The 20269-nt window shown below is 71.1% G+C and carries 14 protein-coding genes; 1 reads left to right on the top strand and 13 read right to left on the bottom strand.

Going from position 1 to position 20269, the window contains the following annotated elements:
- Positions 1–12 precede the first annotated feature (12 nt).
- The 9 genes from ACYSUO_RS24255 to ACYSUO_RS24215 form a co-directional block, all read right to left on the bottom strand.
- Entirely contained in the window at positions 13–1185 is a 1173-nt protein-coding gene (locus tag ACYSUO_RS24255; RefSeq protein WP_461778346.1) for an RNA-guided endonuclease InsQ/TnpB family protein, read from the bottom strand.
- A 209-nt stretch (positions 1186–1394) separates the two neighbouring features.
- The gene (locus ACYSUO_RS24250; protein ID WP_461778345.1) at positions 1395–2636 is read right to left on the bottom strand and encodes a cytochrome P450 family protein; all 1242 of its coding nucleotides are present in this window, start codon (positions 2634–2636) and stop codon (positions 1395–1397) included.
- Positions 2637–2655: 19 nt separating this feature from the next.
- Complete coding sequence (locus ACYSUO_RS24245; RefSeq protein WP_461778344.1) at positions 2656–3666, bottom strand: nucleoside triphosphate pyrophosphohydrolase; 1011 nt, start codon at positions 3664–3666, stop codon at positions 2656–2658.
- Positions 3667–3719: 53 nt separating this feature from the next.
- Positions 3720–4391 carry a SurA N-terminal domain-containing protein gene (locus ACYSUO_RS24240; RefSeq protein WP_461778343.1) on the bottom strand — a complete coding sequence of 224 codons (672 nt, stop codon included), beginning with the start codon at positions 4389–4391 and terminating at the stop codon, positions 3720–3722.
- 130 nt (positions 4392–4521) lie between these two features.
- Positions 4522–5358: a glycoside hydrolase domain-containing protein gene (locus ACYSUO_RS24235; RefSeq protein WP_461778342.1), complete on the bottom strand. Its 837-nt coding sequence runs from the start codon at positions 5356–5358 to the stop codon at positions 4522–4524.
- A 41-nt stretch (positions 5359–5399) separates the two neighbouring features.
- Positions 5400–6122 (bottom strand): hypothetical protein, encoded by a 723-nt coding sequence (locus ACYSUO_RS24230; RefSeq protein WP_461778341.1) that lies wholly within the window; start codon positions 6120–6122, stop codon positions 5400–5402.
- 221 nt (positions 6123–6343) lie between these two features.
- Positions 6344–7879: a serine/threonine-protein kinase gene (locus tag ACYSUO_RS24225; RefSeq protein WP_461778340.1), complete on the bottom strand. Its 1536-nt coding sequence runs from the start codon at positions 7877–7879 to the stop codon at positions 6344–6346.
- Positions 7876–8484: a hypothetical protein gene (locus ACYSUO_RS24220; RefSeq protein ID WP_461778339.1), complete on the bottom strand. Its 609-nt coding sequence runs from the start codon at positions 8482–8484 to the stop codon at positions 7876–7878. Before ACYSUO_RS24220 ends, ACYSUO_RS24225 begins: the two co-directional genes overlap by 4 nt.
- 238 nt (positions 8485–8722) lie before the next feature.
- Positions 8723–10804 (bottom strand): N-6 DNA methylase, encoded by a 2082-nt coding sequence (locus tag ACYSUO_RS24215; protein ID WP_461778338.1) that lies wholly within the window; start codon positions 10802–10804, stop codon positions 8723–8725.
- A gap of 224 nt (positions 10805–11028) precedes the next feature.
- Here ACYSUO_RS24215 and ACYSUO_RS24210 point away from each other — a divergent pair, with 224 nt between their 5' ends.
- A complete protein-coding gene (locus tag ACYSUO_RS24210; RefSeq protein WP_461778337.1) occupies positions 11029–11856 on the top strand; it encodes a DUF4190 domain-containing protein in 828 nt (275 codons plus the stop codon).
- Between the two features lie 65 nt (positions 11857–11921).
- On the opposite strand, the gene ACYSUO_RS24205 is transcribed toward ACYSUO_RS24210, so the two are convergent.
- The 4 genes from ACYSUO_RS24205 to ACYSUO_RS24190 form a co-directional block, all read right to left on the bottom strand.
- A complete protein-coding gene (locus ACYSUO_RS24205) occupies positions 11922–12716 on the bottom strand; it encodes an N-acetyltransferase (protein ID WP_461778336.1) in 795 nt (264 codons plus the stop codon).
- 70 nt (positions 12717–12786) lie between these two features.
- Positions 12787–16320: a transcription-repair coupling factor gene (gene mfd / locus ACYSUO_RS24200; protein WP_461778335.1), complete on the bottom strand. Its 3534-nt coding sequence runs from the start codon at positions 16318–16320 to the stop codon at positions 12787–12789.
- A 296-nt stretch (positions 16321–16616) separates the two neighbouring features.
- On the bottom strand, positions 16617–19208 hold the full coding sequence (locus ACYSUO_RS24195; RefSeq protein WP_461778334.1) for an ABC transporter permease: 2592 nt from the start codon (positions 19206–19208) through the stop codon (positions 16617–16619).
- Positions 19205–19993 carry an ABC transporter ATP-binding protein gene (locus ACYSUO_RS24190; RefSeq protein ID WP_461778333.1) on the bottom strand — a complete coding sequence of 263 codons (789 nt, stop codon included), beginning with the start codon at positions 19991–19993 and terminating at the stop codon, positions 19205–19207. Before ACYSUO_RS24190 ends, ACYSUO_RS24195 begins: the two co-directional genes overlap by 4 nt.
- Positions 19994–20269: the final 276 nt, after the last annotated feature.

The following is a 20269-nucleotide window of genomic DNA, read 5'->3' as shown; positions in this document are numbered from 1 at the left end:
TGCCGGGCTGGTTCAGCCGGGCACGACGGGGACGGGTGCGTTGACGAGCACCCACGCCGAGCGTGCACGGTTGCGCACGTTGACCCCAGCGACGTGGTCGGCGGGCCCAGCGAGACCGCACCGACGACAGCAAAAGTGGTCCCGAGTCGACCGGTTGGCCTTCTCGGTGTGCCCGCAGCGCACGCAGCGTTGCGAGGTGTAGGCCGGATCCACCTCCAGGAACGGCACCCCGGCCCGGCGGGCCTTGTACGCCAGGTGCTGCCCGAGCTGGTGGAAGGGCCAGGAGGAGAGCGCGTCCCGCTGGTCGCGTCGAAGCCGTACCCGATCGCGGATACCGCCGAGTTGTTCGACAGCGATCCCGCGAGCGGTGCGTTGCGCGACGGACACGATCTCCTTGGCAATCCTGTGGTTCACATGCGTGGCATGTCGGGACTCCTTCTGCGCCCGGCGGGCCAGACGGCGGGTGGCCGCACGGGTCTGCTTCTTCTGCAGTTCGGCCCGCTTACGGGCCTGCCAGCGGCGGTAGCGGGACAGGTGGCGGCCTTGGTGGTTGGTGCCGTCGCTGGTGGTGGCGAGGTTGACGATGCCCCGGTCCACACCGATCCAGTCGACCGGCTCATACACCTCAGGATCCGGAATCTCGCAGGTCGCCAGGAGATACCACTTTCCCTTGACCTGGACGAGGTCGCTCTCCCCGCGCCGGTACTCGGCCAGCGTCTTGAGCTGGTCGGCCTGGCCGGTGTAGCGCAGGTTCTTCAACCGTCCCTCGACGGTCCAGATCGAGACCGTGCGGGCGTCGTACTGCCAGGACAGGCACCGGTCGTCAAACGGCTGGGCGGCCTGCGCACGGAAGGCGACCGGTTCCCCGGTGGCCTTCCGCCACCGCTTCGAGCCGGCCCTGCCCAGATTCCCGGCCTTGAGGTTGGCGCGCAGGGTGGCGTAAGCGTCCACGGTCTTCTTGATTGCCCGCACGGCGGGCTGGGCGGACAGCCCGAAGGTGGCCTTCACGTCCGCGTAGAGGAGTTTCTGTAGATCGTTGCGGGAGTACACCTTGCGCTCGAAAGCGACCTCGGCGGCGTAGGTGGCAGCACGGTTGCAGGCGCGCAGGGTCGCCTCCAGTACCGACGCCTGTTCCCGCGTCGGCAGCAGCTTTACCCGCACCACCAGCTTCACAAGCCCGGACATTAGTACGGCCATCACACATCAGACCGCCATCCGTCCCGAGATCATCAAGACCGGTGCCAGAGCGAGCAATTGTTCGCATTACCCGGCTGCGCCAGATCTTCGATGGTCGGTGCCCCGCCCCAGTAAGAGGGTCGAGCCTGCGACGCTCCGCGCCGCAGGCTCGGGAGTCCATTCCTCCCCGGCGTGAAAGCCGGATCCCCTCTACAGAATCAAGTGAACTCGACAGGAAGGGAGCGCAGCCCGCGCATGATCAGACCACCACGCCAGCGGAGTTCCGCCGGCTCCACGGCCAGTCTGAGATCCGGCAGCCGGGACAACAGCGTCACCAGGGCCGTCCTGCCTTCCAGCCGGGCGAGCGGGGCGCCGAGGCAGTAGTGGATGCCGTGGCCGTAACCGAGGTGCTGGTTGTCACGGCGGGAGAGGTCGAGGGTGTCGGGTTCTGTGAAGCGCGCCGGGTCGCGGTCGGCGGCGGCGAGCACGACGAGGACCGGGTCGCCGACGCCGATCTCCTGACCGCCGATGGTCAGCGGCTCCCTGGCGAAGCGCCACGTGGCCATCTCCACCGGCCCGTCGAAGCGCAGGAGTTCCTCGATCCCGGTCGCCAGCAGCCCCGTCTCCCCCGCCGCGATCGACCTCACGAGGCGCTCGCGCTGGTCGGGGTGCGTGAGCAGGGCGTACGTGCCGTTGCCGATCAGGTTGACCGTAGTTTCAAAACCGGCGAAGAGCAGCACGAAACACATGGCCGCCACCTCGTTCTCCGTGAGGTGTTCGCCGTGGTCCGAGGCGCGGATCAGCTCGGAGATCAGGTCGTCGGTGAGGTCGCCGCGCTTGCGGTGGATCAGCTCCACCAGGTACGCGCGGATCCGCTTCACCGCCCGGCCCACGCCGCCGCGCGGTCCCCCGCCGTGGCGGATCATCATGCCCGCCCACTCGCGGAAGTCGTCCTGGTCCTCGCGGGGGACGCCGAGCAGGTCGCAGATGGCGTAGATGGGGAGGGGGAAGGCGAAGTCGTGGATGAGGTCGGCCTCGCCCTTGGCCGCGAAGGCGTCGATGAGGTCGTCCGTCAACTGCTGGACGCGTGGCGCGAATTCGGCGACCCGGCGTGGGGTGAACGCCTTCGAGACGAGGCGGCGCAGGCGGGTGTGGTCCGGCGGGTCGATGTTGAGGAGATGCGTCGTCAGCTCGGCCTGGCGTTCGCCGGGGATGCCCGTCTTGCCCTTGGCGGGGCTCCGCTCGTCGTGGTGGTCCGCGTTCTTGCTGAGCCGTTGGTCGGCGAGCGCCTGGCGGGCGTCCGCGTACCGGGTGACCAGCCAGGCCTCGACGCCGCTCGGCAGCGTGGTGCGGTGCACGGGCGCGTGCTCGCGCAGCCAGGCGTAGGCGGGGTACGGGTTGCTGGCGAACTCCCAGCTGAAGAGTTCGGGGGCGCTGGAGGGGGTGGGGCTCTCGGTCACCACCCGACCGTAGCCGCCCCTACTGGTCGGTGAGCCCCTCGGTGGTCCGTACCGCGTCACGGTAGGCGCGGGCGGCGGCTCTGAGCGCCGCCTCCGGGTCCACGCCCTCCGCCTCGGCGCGCAGGGCGAGGGCCAGCAGTTCGTAGCCGACGCCCTCTCCCGTGGGGACCGGGACGTCCAGGCCCGCCGTGCGCACCCGCGAGCCGAGCTTGGCGGCGAGGGCGAGGCCCGGCTGGCCCACCGGGACGCCGTCCGTGACCGAGGCGCGGCGCTTCTCCTCCGCCTTGGTGCGCAGCCAGTGCTCCTTGACCTCTTCGGGGGTCGTGGCGGTGTCGTCGCCGAAGACGTGCGGATGGCGGTGGATGAGCTTGTCGACGATGCCGCCCGCCACGTCGTCCACCGAGAACGGCTCGTCGGCGTCCTCCTCGGCGATGCGCGCGTGGAAGACGACCTGGAGGAGTACGTCGCCGAGCTCCTCGCGCAGTTCCTCCCGGTCGTCCGTCTCGATGGCCTCGACCAGCTCGTACGCCTCCTCGATCGCGTACTTGGCGAGGTCCTCGTGGGTGCGCTGCTTCGACCAGGGGCATTCGCGGCGGATGCGGTCCATGACCTGGACGAGGTCGAGGAGGCGGGCGCCCGGCAGGTCGTAGGAGCCGGGGAGCAGTTCGAGGTTCGGCATCTGTTCGCGGCCCGAGCCCGCGAGGCGCGCCAGGCCGTCCGTGAGCTGCCGGTCGCCCTCGGCGGTGGCGAGGACGACGAGGGTGCGCCCGCCGTCGCCGCAGCGGTCGACGAGCTCGCGGGCGGTGGGCGAGGCGATCGTCACCTGGACGCCCGCGTCCTTCACGTACGGCAGCTGCGGGTGCGCGGAGTCGGCGCACAGCACCTCGTCGGCGGTACGCAGCGTCTGCCACGCCTGCCAGGAGAGGAGCCCGGGGGCGACCCGGTGGCTGGTGGTGAGCAGGACGACGCGGCCGGCGGTGTCGCCTGCTGCGGCGGGGGTGTGGTGGTCGTGCGCCTCGGGTTCGTTCACCCCTCGAACGTAACGCAGGCCACTGACAGCCCCGCCTCCCCGGGCCCGGGTCCCTACGTCGTCTGCTGCTGCTGGGCCGGGGCTTCCTTGGTGATCTGCCTCAGCCACGGCGTCTTCGCGTCGACCCGGCTGTTCTTTTTGACGTCCCACGTGCCGTAGCGGGGGTTGAGGTCGACGTCCAGCTCCTTGGAGGCGCTGGAGAGTGCCTTCCAGAAGACGGCCTTGCCCTGGGGGGTCTGCATGTCCGCGCCGAGCGCGGTCGACAGCTTCTGCGCCTCGATCTCGGTGCGCAGGCTCTCGGTGAGCCGGTTCGGCGGGACGTTGTACTGCTGGAGCCAGGCGACCTCCAACTGCTTGGCGCCGCCCGCCTGTTGTTCCAGGCCGGACCGCATGCTCTGCATCTCCTTGCGGGTGACGGAGATGCCCGCGTCGGTGGCGGCGCGGTGCAGGACCCGGTCGAGGACCATCGTGTGCAGCGTGTTGCGGGTGAGGCCGCCGGTCTTGGCGATGGCCTGTTCGTACTGCGCGGCGTCCTTGGTGGCGGTCTGCTGCGCGTCCCGCACCTCGTTCACCCGGCTCTCCAGTTGCGAGACGGTGATCCGCTGGCCGCCGACGACGGCCGCGGCACCGGGGTGCGCTTCGCTGCCGCAGGCGGTCAGGGCGGGTACTGCGGCGATGGCGACGGACAGAGCAACTACGGTGCGGCGACTGTTGCGGCGGTGCAAGGTGGGCCTCCCTGCGAAGAGTTTGTGCGTCGGTGCACAAAGTCCGGCGGTGATCGATGTTAGGAGGTGGCCGCTTGCTAGGCCACCTATTCGACAACGATTCGCCGCGGGTCGAGGTATCGACCGGCGCTCAGCCGACCACGGCCACCGGTGCGTCCCACGCGTCGCGGTCGACGGTGATCGCGTAACCGCCGCGCGACTCCTTGCTGTTGACCATGTACTGATGGCCGCGGTGGTGGCCGGTCCACAGGGTGGAGGCGAACGGCCAGTCCGTGGTGGTCGTGTTCACCTTGTCCCACTTTGCGTACCAGAGGTTGCCCGGCAGGTTCGTGCGGTCGGTCGTCGTGGCGACTGCCTTGGCGCTGGAGCTGGAGAACCCGTACATGCCGGTCCGGTAGTACTTCGCGTGGACCGCCTTCTGCCAGTTGCGGATGTAGGTGAGAACGGCCGTGTTGCAGGAGGAGTTCGTGGTGTCGTACGCCTCCATGTCGAGGTAGAGCGCGCTGCCCGCCTTCATGTTGAGCGCGGAGGCCTTGGCGACGGCGTCGGCGCCGTCGGTGGCGCCGAGGGAGGCGGCGGTCGTGGTCGTCATCCTCTCGGGGTTGGTGCCGCTCGCGCAGGGCGGTTGCGCGCCTACGTAGAGCGGAATCAGCTTCCAGCCCTGGGAGTTGACGGTCTTGACCCAGGAGGCGGTGAGGTTGGCCTGGGTGCAGCCGCGGTTCTTGCCGCCCACGTAGACGGCTGCCGCGCCGTAGAAGCCGGTGTGCCAGGCCTTCATGGCGGAGGCGGAGGGCGCGGTGCAGGCGTCGAAGGCGCGGCCGGCGTAGTACTTCGCGGCGGGCCAGGTGGTCGTGGTGGCGAGGGACTGCTGGACCGTGATCCCGCCCGCGAGGACGGCGGCGCCGACCGCGCCGATGGCGAGGCGGCGTCTTGTGCGGGAGCGGCGGTGCCGGACCGGAGTGGGCATGCGTCTTCCTTCGTCGTACGCGGGCGGGCGGGGGTGCGGCGTCAGTTGAGGGCGGCGACGGCGGCGGTGACCTTCGCGGCGAGCTTCTTCGCCGTGGCCGCGCCGTTGTCGTGGCCGTCCGTCGACATGACCGTGACGACGGCCGTTCCCGTGCGGGCGGCGATCAGGGTCGTGCCGTTCTCCCACGTCGGGTCGGTGAGGGTGATGGTGTACGCCTCGTCGCCGAGCCCGGACGTCGCGGTGCCCGCCACCTTCACGTCGCTCTTGGTGTCGGCGTCCTTGTAGGTGGGGCAGGAGGCGACGGCCTTCTGGAGGTGGCGCATGACGGTGGCCGCGGTCTTGCCGCGGAAGACGTCCACCTCTTGTGCGATGTCTGCGGTGGTCTTCGCGTTCATGTAGTCGTTCTGCGCGAAGGAGACGCCTTCGTCGCCGGTGAGGGCGAGCCAACTTGTGCCGCCGAGCTTGGTGCAGTCCGGCTTGCTCAGGGCGGCCGGGTCGCTGCTCGGCTCCTGGTAGGTGTCGCCGGTGTCGCGGGCGGCGTCCTGGTCGATCCGGTAGCCGGCGCCGAAGAACGACGCGGGCGCGAGCGCGGACTTCAGCCGGGCTCCCTTCGCGAGTCCGGCGTCGGAATTCCGGGAGGTCTTGGCGGCCGGCTTGGCGGCGCCGTCGGAGTCGTCGTGGGAGCCGCCGGACGAGCAGGCGGTCAGGGTGAGTGGGAGGGCGGCCAGGGCGAGCACGGCGGCGGCACGGACAGCGGTACGCATGAGGTTCCTTGGGGACTTGCGGGGTGGGGACATGCGTGGGGGGAACGCCGTGTGGGCGCCGCCGAGGGCGGGATGCGCGGGGTCCGGTGGGGCGGGACCCTGGCGCGCCGGGGGATGCACACAGGGAGCTGACTGATTGTGCACGATCAGTTCGCCGTCACCGCCCCTGGAACGGCGCCTTGGGAGGATCTTGGCCGGGGCTTGACCGTAAAGGCCGCTGCTCAGCCGCGCACTTGTCCCAACCATTGCAGCGTGCGGCGCACCTCCGCGGGGAACGGGTGGCCGGGGCCGTGCAGGCGTTCGGCGTCGTGCAGGAGTCGGGTCAGTGTCTCGTGGGCCGCGCCCCGGTCGCCCACGGAGAGCAGCAACTGGCCGATGCGGCGCCGCACTTCGAGGGCGAGCCTGAGGTCCGTGGTCGCGTACTGGTTCTCGTAGTACGGGAGCAGGGAGCGGTATTCGGCGAGCGCCGCGGCGGGTTCACCGAGGGCTTCCAGGCATTGGGCCGCCTCGTAGCGGAACTGGAGGGACTGCGGGTCGGCGTGGCCCGCCTCCGCGGCGCGTTCATCGGCGAGGCGGCGCAGTTCGGGCAGGGCGCGCCGGTACTGGCCGTCGTCCATGAGGGTGGCCGCGTACTGCTTGCGCAGGGTGCGGACGACGGGTGAGTGCTCGCCGTGCTGGACGGCCGCGGCGGGCAGGATCGCGCCGAGGATGTCGACGGCCTGTGTGATGCGGCCCTCGCCGAGCAGCACCTTCACTTCGTCGACGGCGCGTGCCACGTCGGGGCGGTCGCCCTGGAGGTCGGTTCCCGGGGGCTGCGGGGCCGGGGTGACGGCGCGGTCGGGCCAGGGGGCGTGCGGGCGCAGGAAGGGGCGGGTGGGGTCGAGCGGGCGGCCGGTGGGCACGCCGCGCGCGGGCAGCAGCGGGAGCAGTTCCTCGTACGTCTGCTGGGCGGAGGCCGGGCGGTCCTGGGGGTCCTTGGCGAGCAGGCGCAGCACCAGGTGTTCGAGGGCCTGCGGTACTTCGGGGCGCAGTTGGCGGACCGGGACGGGGGCCTCGTAGAGGTGGCGGTGGAGGATGCCGAGGGCGGTGGTGCCCGCGAACGGGACGTCGCCGCTGAGGAGTTCGTACAGCAGCACGCCGAGCGCGTACAGGTCGGTGTGCGGGCCGACGGCGCCGCCCATCGCCTGTTCGGGCGCCATGTAGGCGGGCGTGCCGATGGGCGATCCGGTGTGGGTGAGGCGGGTGGTGTCGGTGTCGAGGACGGAGGCGACGCCGAGGTCGAGGACGGTGAGTGTGCCGTCCTGCTTGACCATGACGTTCCGCGGCTTGAGGTCGCGGTGCACGATCGGCACCGCGTGCACGGCGGAGAGCACGGCGCACAGTTGCGCGGCGACCGCGACCGCCCAGGGCCAGGGGAAGGGGCTGTGCTCGGCGAGGTGGTCGGCGAGGTCGGCCCCGTCGATGTACTGCATGACGAGGTACAGCTCGTCGCCGTCACTGCCCGCGTCGTGCACGGTGACGAGGCCGGGGTGGTCGACCTGTGCCGTGACCCGGCATTCGCGCAGGAAGCGGCGGCGCAGCTCATCGGCCTCGGCGCCCGCGACGCGGTCGGGGCGTACGAGCTTCACGGCGACGCGGCGGTCGAGGCGCTGGTCGTACGCCGTCCAGACCTGGCCCATGCCGCCCTGACCGATGAGCGTGGACAGTTCGTAGCGCTCGGCGACGACGCGGCCGCCGGCCTGGGGGTGCCCGGTCACCGGCCGCCGTCCTGCTTGCGCAGGTAGTCGCTCAGCTCGTCCAGCTCCGCGCGGACCTGGTCGATGCGGTGCGGCGGCGGGGCCTGGTTCTGCGGAGGCGTGGGCGGCGGGGCGGGTGTGGGCGGCGGCGTGGGCGCAGGCGTCGGCATGGGTGTGCCTGGTGTGCCCATCGTCGTGTGCGCCTGCGGCGGTGCGGCGGGCCAGGGTTGCTGCGGTTGCGGGTGGCCGTAGGCGGACGGCCCGGACGGGGGCCTCGGCGCGTACGCGGTCAGCGGGGGCGCGGAGGACAGCCTGCGTATGTCGTACACGAGGAAGTACACGGCGCTGCCGATCGCGAGGAGCAGCAACAGGGCGAGGGCGACGTCCGTGCGCGTGTCCTCCTCCGGCAGCGAGCCGATGATGGCGAACAGCGTGATGCTGACCGGCAACGAGGCGACGGCCAGGGCCCAGTCGAGCGGCCTGCGCCGCAGCGCCGCGATGCGGAACAGCGGGGCGCAGGAGAGCAGGCCGCACGTCAGCACGGACAGCGCAGGGAACAGCACCCTCAGGGTGATGACCGCGCCGTCGCTCTCGCGTCGGGGCGGCGCCGCGCCGGGCCCGTACATGGCAGCTCCTGGTCACTTGTGCGGGGTGGAACACGCGGCAATGCGATGCCGGTTGCTTCGAGCGTATAGGCGGACTCGGACAACGGGCCCGGGGTTGTACGGAACGGATGTCGCTCCGCTCACACCGGGCTCTTGTGGAACGGGTGCCTCCGGTGGTGGCCGGTCGACCGGTCCTACGTCACGGGGCTCTGCCCCGGACCCCGCGCCTCAATCGCCGGCGGGGCTGAAATTGCCGGGCCTAACCGTTCGGGGGCAGGGTTCCCGCCGTCAGGCCGTCGTGGAGGCCCTGGACGAGTTGTTCGCCGAGGCGGGACGCGTGGCGGAGGGTGTCCTCGAATGTGGCCAGGGACTTGAAGCGCTCGCCGTACTCGGACTGTTCGGCGAGGGGCAGGCGGGGCAGTTGCAGGCGCCGGACGTCGAGACGCGTGGCGGTGGAGGCGTGGCTGGAGGCCTGCCGGTTGTTGGCCGTGGAGCGCAGGAAGCCGGCGAGGAACCACGGGTCGAGCGCGGCCGGTTCGGGTCGCAGCAGGGCAAGTCCCCTGCCCAGCGCGGCGCCCGCGTCCGCCTCGTCGACGACGCGGACGGCGGCGGTGCCACCGACCACCGGCACGACGACGTCCCCGACTTCGAGGATCACGGGGTCGTCGTCCGCGGCGTGGGCGCCGGAGGGCGCGGTGCTCGTCAGGACGTCGTGGTCGGTGAGGACGGGTACGCGCGCGTGGCCTCCCGGACTGCCACCCGTCGCCGCGGTGCGCAGCGACAGCGCGCCCGCGCGCGCGAGTTCACCGACCGTCGTCAGTGGCCAGCGCGCCGGGGTCGTGGCGTCGGGGACGGCCCGCGGGGCGAGCTTCGTGGTCAGCCGCAGCGCGTCCGCGAGTTCCTCGCGTACGGCGGTCAGCTCCGCGGCGCCGCCGCCCGTGGCCGGCGGGGGCAGGCGGCGGGCCGGCGCGAGGTCGACCTCGTCGTCGAGCAGGTCGATGACGGGCACGGAGCGGGCGAGGCCCGGCCGCTCCTCCAGGGAGCCGTCCCGGTCGTGGGCGCGCCAGGCGTCGAGCACGGTGCTGCGCACCTCGTCCCACACCTGCTGCTCCCGTACGTCGCCGGACTCGGCGAGCGAGGCCGTGTCGACGAGCAGCAGTTCGGGGGCGGCGGGCGCGCCCGGGCCGGGGCGGCGCAGCACCCACAGGTGCAGCGGGATGTTGTTGGGCGGGACGGCTCCCGCGGGCAGCGCGATCACCGCGCGCAGGGCGCCGCGGCGCAGCAGGTCGGCGCGGATCCGGCGGCCCGAGCGGCGCGAGGCGACGGTGGGCGGCATCAGGAGCACGGCGCTGCCGCCGTCCTTCAGGCGCGCCAACGCGTGCTGCACCCAGGCCAGTTCGGACTCGGTGCGGGCGGGGAGGCCGTACTCCCAGCGCGGGTCGTAGGCCAGCTCGTCGTGGCCCCAGCCGCGCTCGTTGAACGGCGGGTGGGCGAGCACCGCGTCGACCCGTACGTCGCTCAGGGCGTCGGCGCGCAGGGTGTCGGCCGCGGCGGTGCGCACGGCAGGGGCGTCCGTCCCGCCGTTGCCGTCGAGGGCGAGGCGGAGTGCGGTGAGCGCGGCGAGTTCGGCGGAGGCGTCCTGGCCGTACAGGGTGCGGCCGGGCCGCGGGGCGTGGGCGCGTACGGCGTCGAGGAGGGCGCCGGTGCCGCAGGCCGGGTCGAGGGCGGTGGTGGCGGGGCCGACGAGCGCGGCCATCAGTTCGGCGGGCCCCTGCGGGGTGAGCGTGTACTGGCGCGGGTTGGCGTCGAGGTGCCGGCCGAGCAGGAACGCGAAGGTGCCGCGGGCGCCCAGCTCCGCGGCGAGTTCGGCGGCGCCGCGCAGCAGCGGCACCGACGGCAGCAGGTCGGCGGGCGTCGGGGTCGCGACGGCGCGCTCGGTGGCGTGGCCGAAGCGCGGGGTGAGGACGCCTTCGAGCGACGCCGACAGGCGCTGGGCCAGGTCGCGCTCCTTGTCGGTCGCGGCGAGCGTGAGCCATTCCGTGGGCCGGTCGTGCACGAGCAGCAGGGCGCAGCCCGTGTGCAGGAGTGCGGTGACCGGGCCCGCCGGGTGCCCGGCGAGCTGCTGCCACACGCGCTCGCGCAGCGGGACCTCGGCGAGCTTGCCCTGGTCGCGCAGCCACTCCTCGACCTCGGTGAGCGCGAAGGAGGGGCTGGTCTCGGTGCCACCGACCGGCTTGGGGAAGTCCGCGTGTCTGCGGCGCCAGTTGCTGACGGCGGCGCGCCCCACCCCGGCGAGCCGGGCGATTCCCGCGGCCGTGACCTCTGTCGCGTTGTCCTGCACGAGCCGACTCCTCTCCGGACGCCTGTCCCACCGATGCGTCCTGACGTGCCTGTGCGACCGACCATACAGACTCCCGCATAAGACCCGCATTCACAGCCGTGAGCGCATCAAGTTTTGTGAACGCGGTTGACTCGGTTCACAGACAGTGCTGTTATTGCCTCAGCCAACCGCCGGATAGACGGAAAGCCGGGGGGAGGTTGGCATCTCTCATCGGAGGAACAGCTATGTCCCAGACCCAGCCGCCCCAGTCGCCGCAGCAGCACCCCCAGTACCCGCCGTTCCAGCAGCAGCCGCCGCGGCAGGTCGCGCGCAACGGGCTGGGGACGGCAGCGTTGATCCTCGGCGTCATCGGCGCGCTGTCGGGGCTGATCCCGCTGCTGTTCTGGCTGGCCGGGATCCTCGGCGTGATCGCCCTGATCCTGGGCCTGACGGGGCGCGGCAGGGCCAAGCGCGGCGAGGCCACGAACAAGGGCATCGCCCTGGCCGGCACGATCCTCGGCCTCGCGGCCATGGGCCTCGCGGTCTTCGGTGCGTACACGACGTTCAAGGCCGTGGACGACGCGGTCGACGAGATCAACAAGTCGGTGTCCGACACGAAGGCCAAGGACGCGAAGTCGTCCGGCGACGCAAAGGACAAGGGCGACGAGAAGCCGGCCGCCGGCAAGACGCTCGCCGCGGGCGACGCCGTGGTCTACGACGACGACCTCACCGTCTCCGTCTCCAACGCGGTCACGTTCAGCCCGAGCGAGTTCGCGGCGGGCCACAAGAACGGCAACCACGCCTACAAGGTCACGGTCACCGTCACCAACGACTCCAAGGAGAAGTTCGACGCGACCCTGCTGACCGCCGACGCCCGCGCCGGCAAGAACGGCACCTCGGCGGAGCAGATCTTCGACGACAACGTCGGCGACGCCTTCACCGGCACGATCCTGCCCGGCAAGAAGGCCACGGTCGTCTACGGCTTCGACGCCCCGGCGGACGCGAAGAACCTGACCGTCGAGGTCACGCCGGGCTTCGACTACGACGGCACGCAATGGGACCTGAAGCTGTAACCGGCTTCGGAAAATGGGGGGAGTGGACGAGGCACGCGCTCAACGCGCGTGCCTCGTCCGCGTGTTCACAGCGCGTGCAGCACCCACACGTTCGGTTCCACGTACGCCGCGTAGTCGTGCTCCGGTTCGCAGTGCACCGGCACCAGCGCGCCGGGCACCTCGACCGGGCCCTCCTTGTCGAAGGCGAGGCCGGTCCACCCCCGCCACTGCGCGAGCGACCCGGACACGGCCATCGAGGCGGACGCCACCTTCTCGATGACGCCGCCCGCCCGCACGTGCACCCGCAGCCACGGATCGTGCGGCAGCCCGTCCGCCTCCCGCACCCGGAACGCGTACTCGGACATCGGCGTTCCGGGTTCAAGGTGCTTCGCGGTCGGCCGCACGGGCGCGACGACCTCGCCGAACCCGCGGGCCCGCGCGTTCTCCCGCATCGCCGCGAGCATCCGCCCCGAAAGGCCGCGCCCCTGGAGCTCCGGCCGGATCGCGATCTCGATGGCGCTCACGGTGTCGGGCGCGACCCCGGCGGCCCGGTCGGCGAACGCCCACCGCAACACCTGGTCCCAGCCCCCGTCCGGCAGCACCCCGCGCCCCTCGGCGTGCAACGCGAACGGCACGCTGTACGCCTTGGCGACCACGTCCCCTCCGGCATCCGTCGCCACGAACGCGTACTCGGGCAGCTCCTCCCAGATGCGCCGCAGAAAGATCCCGGCACATACGTCGTGCCCGATGAACGCGGGCCAGGTGTCCGGCATCGTCCACATGGCAACCGCGAGCTCGGGCCGCTCGGCGAGGGTGCTGATCGCGAGATCAGGGCCGGAGCCGGTGCCAGTGCTGGAGTCGGACCCAGGGTCGGAATTCATGCGCACATCGTGCAGCGGGCGGGGCGGCACCGCAGCCGGTTTTCCGCCCCGCCCATCGCCCGGCCGCGGCCTACGCCCCCAGGATCGACGCCAGGAACTCTCCGACCCAGGCCAGCAGGTCACGGCCGACCACCGGCTTGCCGCCCATCTTCTTGGGCTTGGGGCGGGGCACGAGGAGTTGGTTGGTGGCCGACTTGATGACCGTGCCGGGGTAGAGGCGCTTGAGGCGGAGTTCCTGGGACTCCCGCAGTTCCACCGGTGCGAAGCGGATGTTGTTGCCCTGGAGCACGATCTCGCCGACCCCGCAGGCCCGCGCCAGCATCCGCAGGCCCGCCACGAGCAGCAGGTTCTCCACCGGTTCCGGCAGCTTGCCGTAGCGGTCGACGAGTTCCTCGCGGACCTGCTTGACGTCCTCCTCCGTGTTCGCGGAGGCGATGGAACGGTAGGCCTGGAGGCGCAGGCGCTCGCCGGGCGCGTAGTCGTGCGGGACGTGCGCGTCGACCGGGAGCTCGATCTTGACCTCCAGCGGCGGCTCCTCCTCCACGCCGCCTTCGAGCGACGCGCGGTAGTCCGCGACCGCCTCGCCCACCATGCGTACGTACAGGTCGAAGCCGACGCCCGCGATGTGTCCTGACTGCTCGCCGCCCAGGAGGTTGCCCGCGCCGCGGATCTCCAGGTCCTTCATCGCGACGTACATGCCCGCGCCCATCTCCGTGTGCTGGGCGATGGTGGCGAGGCGTTCGTGCGCGGTCTCCGTCAGGGGCTTCTCGGGCGGGTAGAGGAAGTAGGAGTAACCGCGCTCGCGGCCTCGGCCCACGCGGCCGCGCAGCTGGTGGAGCTGAGAGAGACCGAAGTTGTCGCCGCGTTCCACGATCAGGGTGTTGGCGTTGGAGATGTCGATGCCGGACTCGACGATCGTCGTCGAGACGAGGACGTCGAACTTCTTCTCCCAGAAGTCCACGACGACCTGTTCCAGGGCCTGTTCGGACATCTGGCCGTGCGCCGTCGCGATCCGCGCCTCCGGGACGATCGCCCGGAGCCGGGCCGCCGCCCTGTCGATGGACTCGACCCGGTTGTGGATGTAGAAGACCTGGCCCTCGCGGAGCAGTTCGCGGCGGATCGCGGCGCCGATCTGCTTCTCCTCGTACGGGCCGACGAAGGTCAGGACCGGGTGGCGCTCCTCCGGCGGCGTCGTGATCGTCGACATCTCGCGGATGCCGGTGACCGCCATTTCGAGCGTACGGGGGATGGGGGTCGCCGACATCGTCAGCACGTCGACGTTGGCGCGGAGCTTCTTCAGCTGCTCCTTGTGCTCGACGCCGAAGCGCTGCTCCTCGTCGACGATGACCAGGCCCAGGTCCTTGAACTTGGTCTCGGAGGAGAACAGCCGGTGCGTGCCGATGACGATGTCGACCGAGCCGTCCCGCAGCCCTTCAAGCGTCGCCTTCGACTCGGTCTCCGTCTGGAAGCGCGACAACGCCTTTACGCTGACCGGGAATTGGCCGTACCGCTCGGTGAACGTACCGAAGTGCTGCTGTACGAGGAGGGTGGTGGGGACCAGTACCGCCACCTGCTTGCCGTCCTGGACGGCCTTGAACGCGGCGCGGACCGCGATCTCCGTCTTGCCGTAACCGACGTCGCCGCAGATCAGCCGGTCCATCGGGACCGTCTTCTCCATGTCCTCCTTGACCTCGGCGATCGTGGTCAGCTGGTCGGGCGTCTCCACGTACGGGAACGCGTCCTCCAGCTCGCGCTGCCAGGGGGTGTCCGAGCCGAAGGCGTGGCCGGGCGCCGCCATGCGCGCGCTGTACAGCTTGATCAGGTCGGCGGCGATCTCCTTGACCGCCTTCTTGGCCTTCGCCTTCGTCTTCGTCCAGTCGGCGCCGCCCAGGCGGTGCAGCGTCGGGGCCTCACCACCCACGTACTTGGTGATCTGCTCCAGCTGGTCCGTGGGGATGTAGAGGCGGTCGCCGGGCTGGCCGCGCTTGGCGGGCGCGTACTCGACGACGAGGTACTCGCGGGTCGCGCCCTGCACCGTGCGCTGCACCATCTCGATGTAGCGGCCCACACCGTGCGCCTCGTGCACGATGTAGTCGCCGGATTCGAGGGTGAGCGGGTCGATGGTCTTGCGGCGCCGCGCGGGCATGCGGGCGCCTTCCTTGCCCGCTGCCCGCTGCCCGGTGAGGTCGGTCTCGGTGAGGACGGCGAGCTTCAACCCCGGGTCCACGAAACCGAATTCGAGGCTGCCGCAGGACACCTGGACGACGGACGGGGCGAGTTCGCCGAGGTCCTTCTCCAGGCGGGCCGCGATGCCCTCGCCGCCGAGCACCTCGACGGTGCGGGTCGCCGGGCCGTGGCCCTCGGTGACGTAGACCGCGCGCCAGCCGTCGGCGAGCCAGCCCTTGGTGTCGGCGAGCGCACGGGCGGTGTCACCGCGGTACGTCTCCGGGGCGTGCATGCCGAGCTGGAGGGTGTCCGCTTCGCCGTCCACCGCGTCCGCCGCGAACGGGGACACCGACCACCACATCATCCCGAGCTCGCGCGCCCGGTCCCGTACGTCCGCGATGGCCCACAGGGACGCCGCCCCTACGTCGATGGGGGCCTTGCCGCCCGTGGCCGAGGCGGCCCACGACGCCTGGAGGAATTCCTGGCTGGTGGCCACGAGGTCGGCGGCCCGGGTCCGTACGCGCTCGGGGTCGCAGACCATGGCCATCGATCCGGCCGGCAGCACGTCGAGCAGCAGCTCCATGTCGTCGACGAGGACGGGGGCGAGGGACTCCATCCCCTCGACGGCGATCCCCTCGGCGATCTTGCCGAGCAGTTCGCCCAGCTCAGGGTGCTGCTCGGCGAGCTCGGCCGCACGCGCGCGGACGTCGGCGGTGAGCAGCAGCTCGCGGCAGGGCGGCGCCCACAGGCCGTGCTCGGCGATTTCGAGGGAGCGCTGGTCGGCGACCTTGAAGTAGCGGATCTCCTCGATGTCGTCGCCCCAGAACTCGACGCGGAGCGGGTGCTCCTCCGTCGGCGGGAAGACGTCGAGGATGCCGCCGCGCACGGCGAACTCGCCGCGCTTCTCGACGAGTTCGACCCGGGCGTACGCCGCCGCGGCCAGCGCCTGGACGGTCTCCTCCAGGTCGGCGCTCTGCCCGCTGCGCAGGGCCACGGGCTCCAGGTCGCCGAGGCCCTTGACCTGCGGCTGCAGCACGGAGCGGATGGGCGCGACGACGACGGAGACCGGGCCCGTCTCCGGGTCGTCGGTGGTCGGGTGGGCGAGGCGGCGCAGCACGGCGAGGCGGCGGCCGACGGTGTCCGACCTCGGGCTGAGCCGCTCGTGCGGCAGCGTCTCCCACGACGGGTACTCGACGATCCCGCTCTCCGGCAGCAGCGAGCGCAGCGCGCCGGCCAGATCCTCGGCCTCACGCCCGGTGGCGGTCACCGCCAGGACGGGGCGCTTCGCCTCGCGGGCGAGCGCGGCGATCGCGAAGGGGCGGGACGCGGGTGGGCCCACCAGGTCGACGTGCATCCGGTTGCCGTCCCCCGCGGCCTTCACCGCTTCGGCGAGGGCCGCGTCCTTGACTACGGCGTCGAGCAGTCCGTGCAGGCTCATGGAGAAGATCCGTCCCGGGTCAGTGGGCAACGCAAAGGGCCCGACACGTGGTACGGGCCGGGGGGTTCCAGAGTACGTCGTCCTCCGGAGGCTCACCCGTTTGAACGTTTCCGGCTACCCGGGGTTGCGGCCTCGGGGCTCCGCCCCGGACCCCGCTGCTCAAACGCCGCAGGGGCTTGATTGGCCCGCCCGCCGCCGGGGCTGACCGTGCCGTCCCGCCGAAGGGGCGCAAAACGGGCCCGGGAAGCTCTCGCTTCCCGGGCCCGCGCCCCCGTTCCCCCGCCGGTGCCGGACGGCTATTCCGTCGCGATTGCGTTCAGGACGTTCATGCGGCCCGCCCGGAACGCCGGGACCAGGGCTGCGAAGAGGCCCACGAAAGCCGAGGCGATGAAGACCGCGATGATCGTCGGCCAGGGGATCTCCAGGACGCCGAGGCCCTCCAGGGCGAGCAGCTTCTGTGCGGTGGCGCCCCAGCCCATGCCCAGGCCCAGGCCGAGGAGCGCGCCGAAGACGGCGATGACCACCGACTCCAGGCGGATCATGCGGCGCAGCTGGCGGCGCGAGAGGCCGATGGCACGCATCAGGCCGATCTCGCGGGTCCGCTCGACCACGGAGAGGGCCAGCGTGTTCACGACGCCGAGCACCGCCACGATGATCGCGAGCGCGAGCAGCCCGTAGATCATGTTCAGGAGCTGGCCTATCTGGTCCTTCAGTGTCTGCTTGTAGTCGGTCTGGTCCTTGACCTTGACGGTCGGGTCGGCGGCGACGGAGGCCTTGAGGGCCTTGTACGCCTGGTCGGTCTTGCCGGGCTCCGCCTTCGCGAACATCATCCCGTTCAGCGGCACCCGGTCCGCCGGCAGGTACCGGGCGGCCGTCGCGACGTTCGTGTACATCGCGCCCTTGTCGAAGACCGTGTTCTCGTCGTTCGTGATCGCCGCGACCTTCAGCTCGGCCGTGCGCCCGTGGTCGAAGGCGACGGTCATCGTGTCGCCGGCCTTGATGTGGTGGCGCTTCGCGAACTCCGAGCCGACCGACATCGCGTTCTTCCCGTACGCCGCCGACAGCTGCCCGGAGGTCATGTCGCGCCGCAGGTCCTCGGCGTAGCTCGGGCTCGCCGCGGAGAGCTCCTCCTTCTCCTTGGCGCCGGAGGGGGTCGTCAGTGTCGCCTTGACGAACTTGACCTCGGTGACGTGGGAGACGCTCCCGCTCTTCTGGACCTTCTTCAGGGCCGCGGCGGCCTGCGGCGTGATGTCGCCGTTGCTCGGCTCGACGATGAAGTCCGCGCCGACCGACTTGTCGAGCTGGTCGGTGGCCGAGGCCACCATCGAGGAGCCGACGACGGAGAGGCAGGCGACCAGCGCGAGGCCGATCATCAGGGCCGCGCCCGTGGCGCCGGTGCGGCGCGGGTTGCGCAGCGCGTTGCGCTCGGCCATGCGGCCCACCGGGCCGAACATCCGCAGCAGCACGGCGCTGATGCCGCGGACCACGATCCCGGCGAGCAGCGGGCCGATGACGACGAAACCGATGAGCGAGGCGACGATCCCCGCGCCGAGGAACAGCGAGCCCTCGCTCGCCTTGTCCGCCTGCGTTGCCAGGTACAGCGCGTACCCGCCGCCGCCCGTGAGGACGAGGCCGATGACCGCGCGTACGGCGCCCGCCTTGACATCGGCCGGGGTGCCCGCGTCGCGCAGCGCGGCCATCGGGGAGACCTTGCCGGCCCGTCGGGACGGCAGATACGCGGCGAGGACGGTGACGACGATGCCGAGCAGCAGGCCGATCGCCGGGGTCGTCCACTTCACGGTGAGGTCGCCGGTGGACAGCTCCATGCCCATGGACGACATGAGCTTCATCAGGCCGACGGCCAGGCCCATGCCCGAGACGACGCCGAGCACCGAGCCGACGACGCCGAGCAGCAGCGCCTCGACCAGCACCGAGCGGTTGACCTGCTTGCGCGAGGAGCCGAGGGCGCGCATCAGGCCGATCTCGCGGGTGCGCTGGGCGACCAGCATCGAGAACGTGTTGATGATCAGGAAGATGCCGACGAGGAAGGCGATGCCGGCGAAGCCGAGCAGGGCGTACTTGATGACGTCCATGAAGGAGCCGACGTCCGCGGCGTTGGCGTCCGCGGTCTCCTGCTGGGTCTGGATCTTGTACGTGCCGGCGGCGTCGAGGGTCGCGGCGACGTCCTTCTTGAGCTGCGTGTCACTGACGCCGCTGTCCGCGGCGACGTTGATCTGGGTGAACTGACCGGTCTTGCCGAGGAGTTCACGCTGGGAGGTCGCGGTGTCGAAGTAGACGACGGCCGCGCCGGGGTTGGTCACCTTGAAGGAGGCGATGCCGGTGATCTTCGCCTTGAAGTCTCCGGTGGCGGCGATGGTGCGCAGCTCGTCGCCCAGCTTCAGGTGGTGCTTCTTCGCCGTGTCGGCGTCGACCATGACATCGGTGGGGCCGCGCGGCGAGTGCCCGGAGGTGATCTCCATGGACCGCAGGTCGTTGTGCGTCCAGTTGCCCGCGATCGTCGGGGCGCCGGTGGTGGACCCCATGTTCTTGTTGTCGGAGTTCACCACGGTCACGTTCATCGAACTGACCGCGCCCTCGGCCGACTTGACGCCCTCGGCCTTCTGGACGGCCGCGAGCGTGGACGCGGGCAGCGACTCGGGCCGCCCGGTGGCGCCGCCCTCGACATCGGAGTCCTTGGGGCTGACGGTGACGTCGGACGCGGTGGCGCTGAAGAGCTTGTCGAAGGTCTTGTCCATCGTGTCGGTGAACACGAGGGTGCCCGTGACGAAGGCGACCGAGAGCAGCACGGCGACCGCCGAGAGGGCCATCCGGCCCTTGTGCGCGACGAAGTTGCGCAGCGAGGTCTTCATGACCGTGTTGGCACTCATGATGTGCGACCTCGGGCGTCGAAGTCCTTCATCCGGTCGAGGACTGCCTCGGCGGTCGGGCGCGTCATCTCGTCGACGATGCGGCCGTCCGCGAGGTAGAGGACGCGGTCCGCGTACGAGGCGGCCACCGGGTCGTGCGTGACCATCACGATCGTCTGGCCCAGCTCGTCGACGGAGCGGCGCAGGAAGCCGAGGACCTCGGCGCCGGCGCGCGAGTCGAGGTTTCCGGTCGGCTCGTCACCGAAGATGATCGACGGCCGGGAGGCCAACGCCCGGGCCACGGCGACCCGTTGCTGCTGTCCGCCGGAGAGCTGTGTGGGCCGGTGCTTCAGGCGCTCGGCGAGCCCCACGGTCTCGACGACCTGGCGCAGCCACGCGGCGTCCGGCTTGCGGCCCGCTATGTCCATCGGGAGCGTGATGTTCTCGATCGCGTTCAGCGTCGGCAGCAGATTGAACGCCTGGAAGATGAAGCCGATGCGGTCCCGGCGCAGCTTGGTGAGCTTCTTGTCCTTGAGGCCGGTGATCTCGGTCTCGTCGAGGAAGATCTGCCCGGACGTGACCGTGTCCAGGCCCGCCAGGCAGTGCATCAGCGTCGACTTGCCCGAGCCCGAAGGGCCCATGATCGCGGTGAACCGCCCGCGGGCGATGTCCACGTCGACGTGGTCGAGCGCGACGACTCGGGTCTCCCCCGTCCCGTACGCCTTCACGAGCTGAAGCGCCCGCGCGGCGACGGCCGAACGCTGTCCAGTGTCCCTGTACCCGGGAATGGTTGCAGCCGTAGTCACGGTAAGTCTCCTAAGTCGGTCACGCGTCGGATGCGTGGGATCAACGCCTTGTGCGGCTAAGTCTGGTGGAGCGGGGTGCCCCTGCGCGTTGTGGAAAAGCCCCGTCTTTTCCGGGGGAAAACCCCACCACCCAAACGCTACGAACCCCCCTGTGCCCGCTCGTCCTCCAGCGGTACGAACCGACCCTGGCCCCTTGTACGGAGGCTCCCTTAGGGGAGGTCCACCCCTCGGTGGACGTCTACTCAGGGGCGCCTCCACCCGCATAAGCTCCTGACG

This window comes from Streptomyces sp. UC4497, from assembly GCF_054871485.1.
This window is presented reverse-complemented; position numbering and strand designations above follow the sequence as displayed.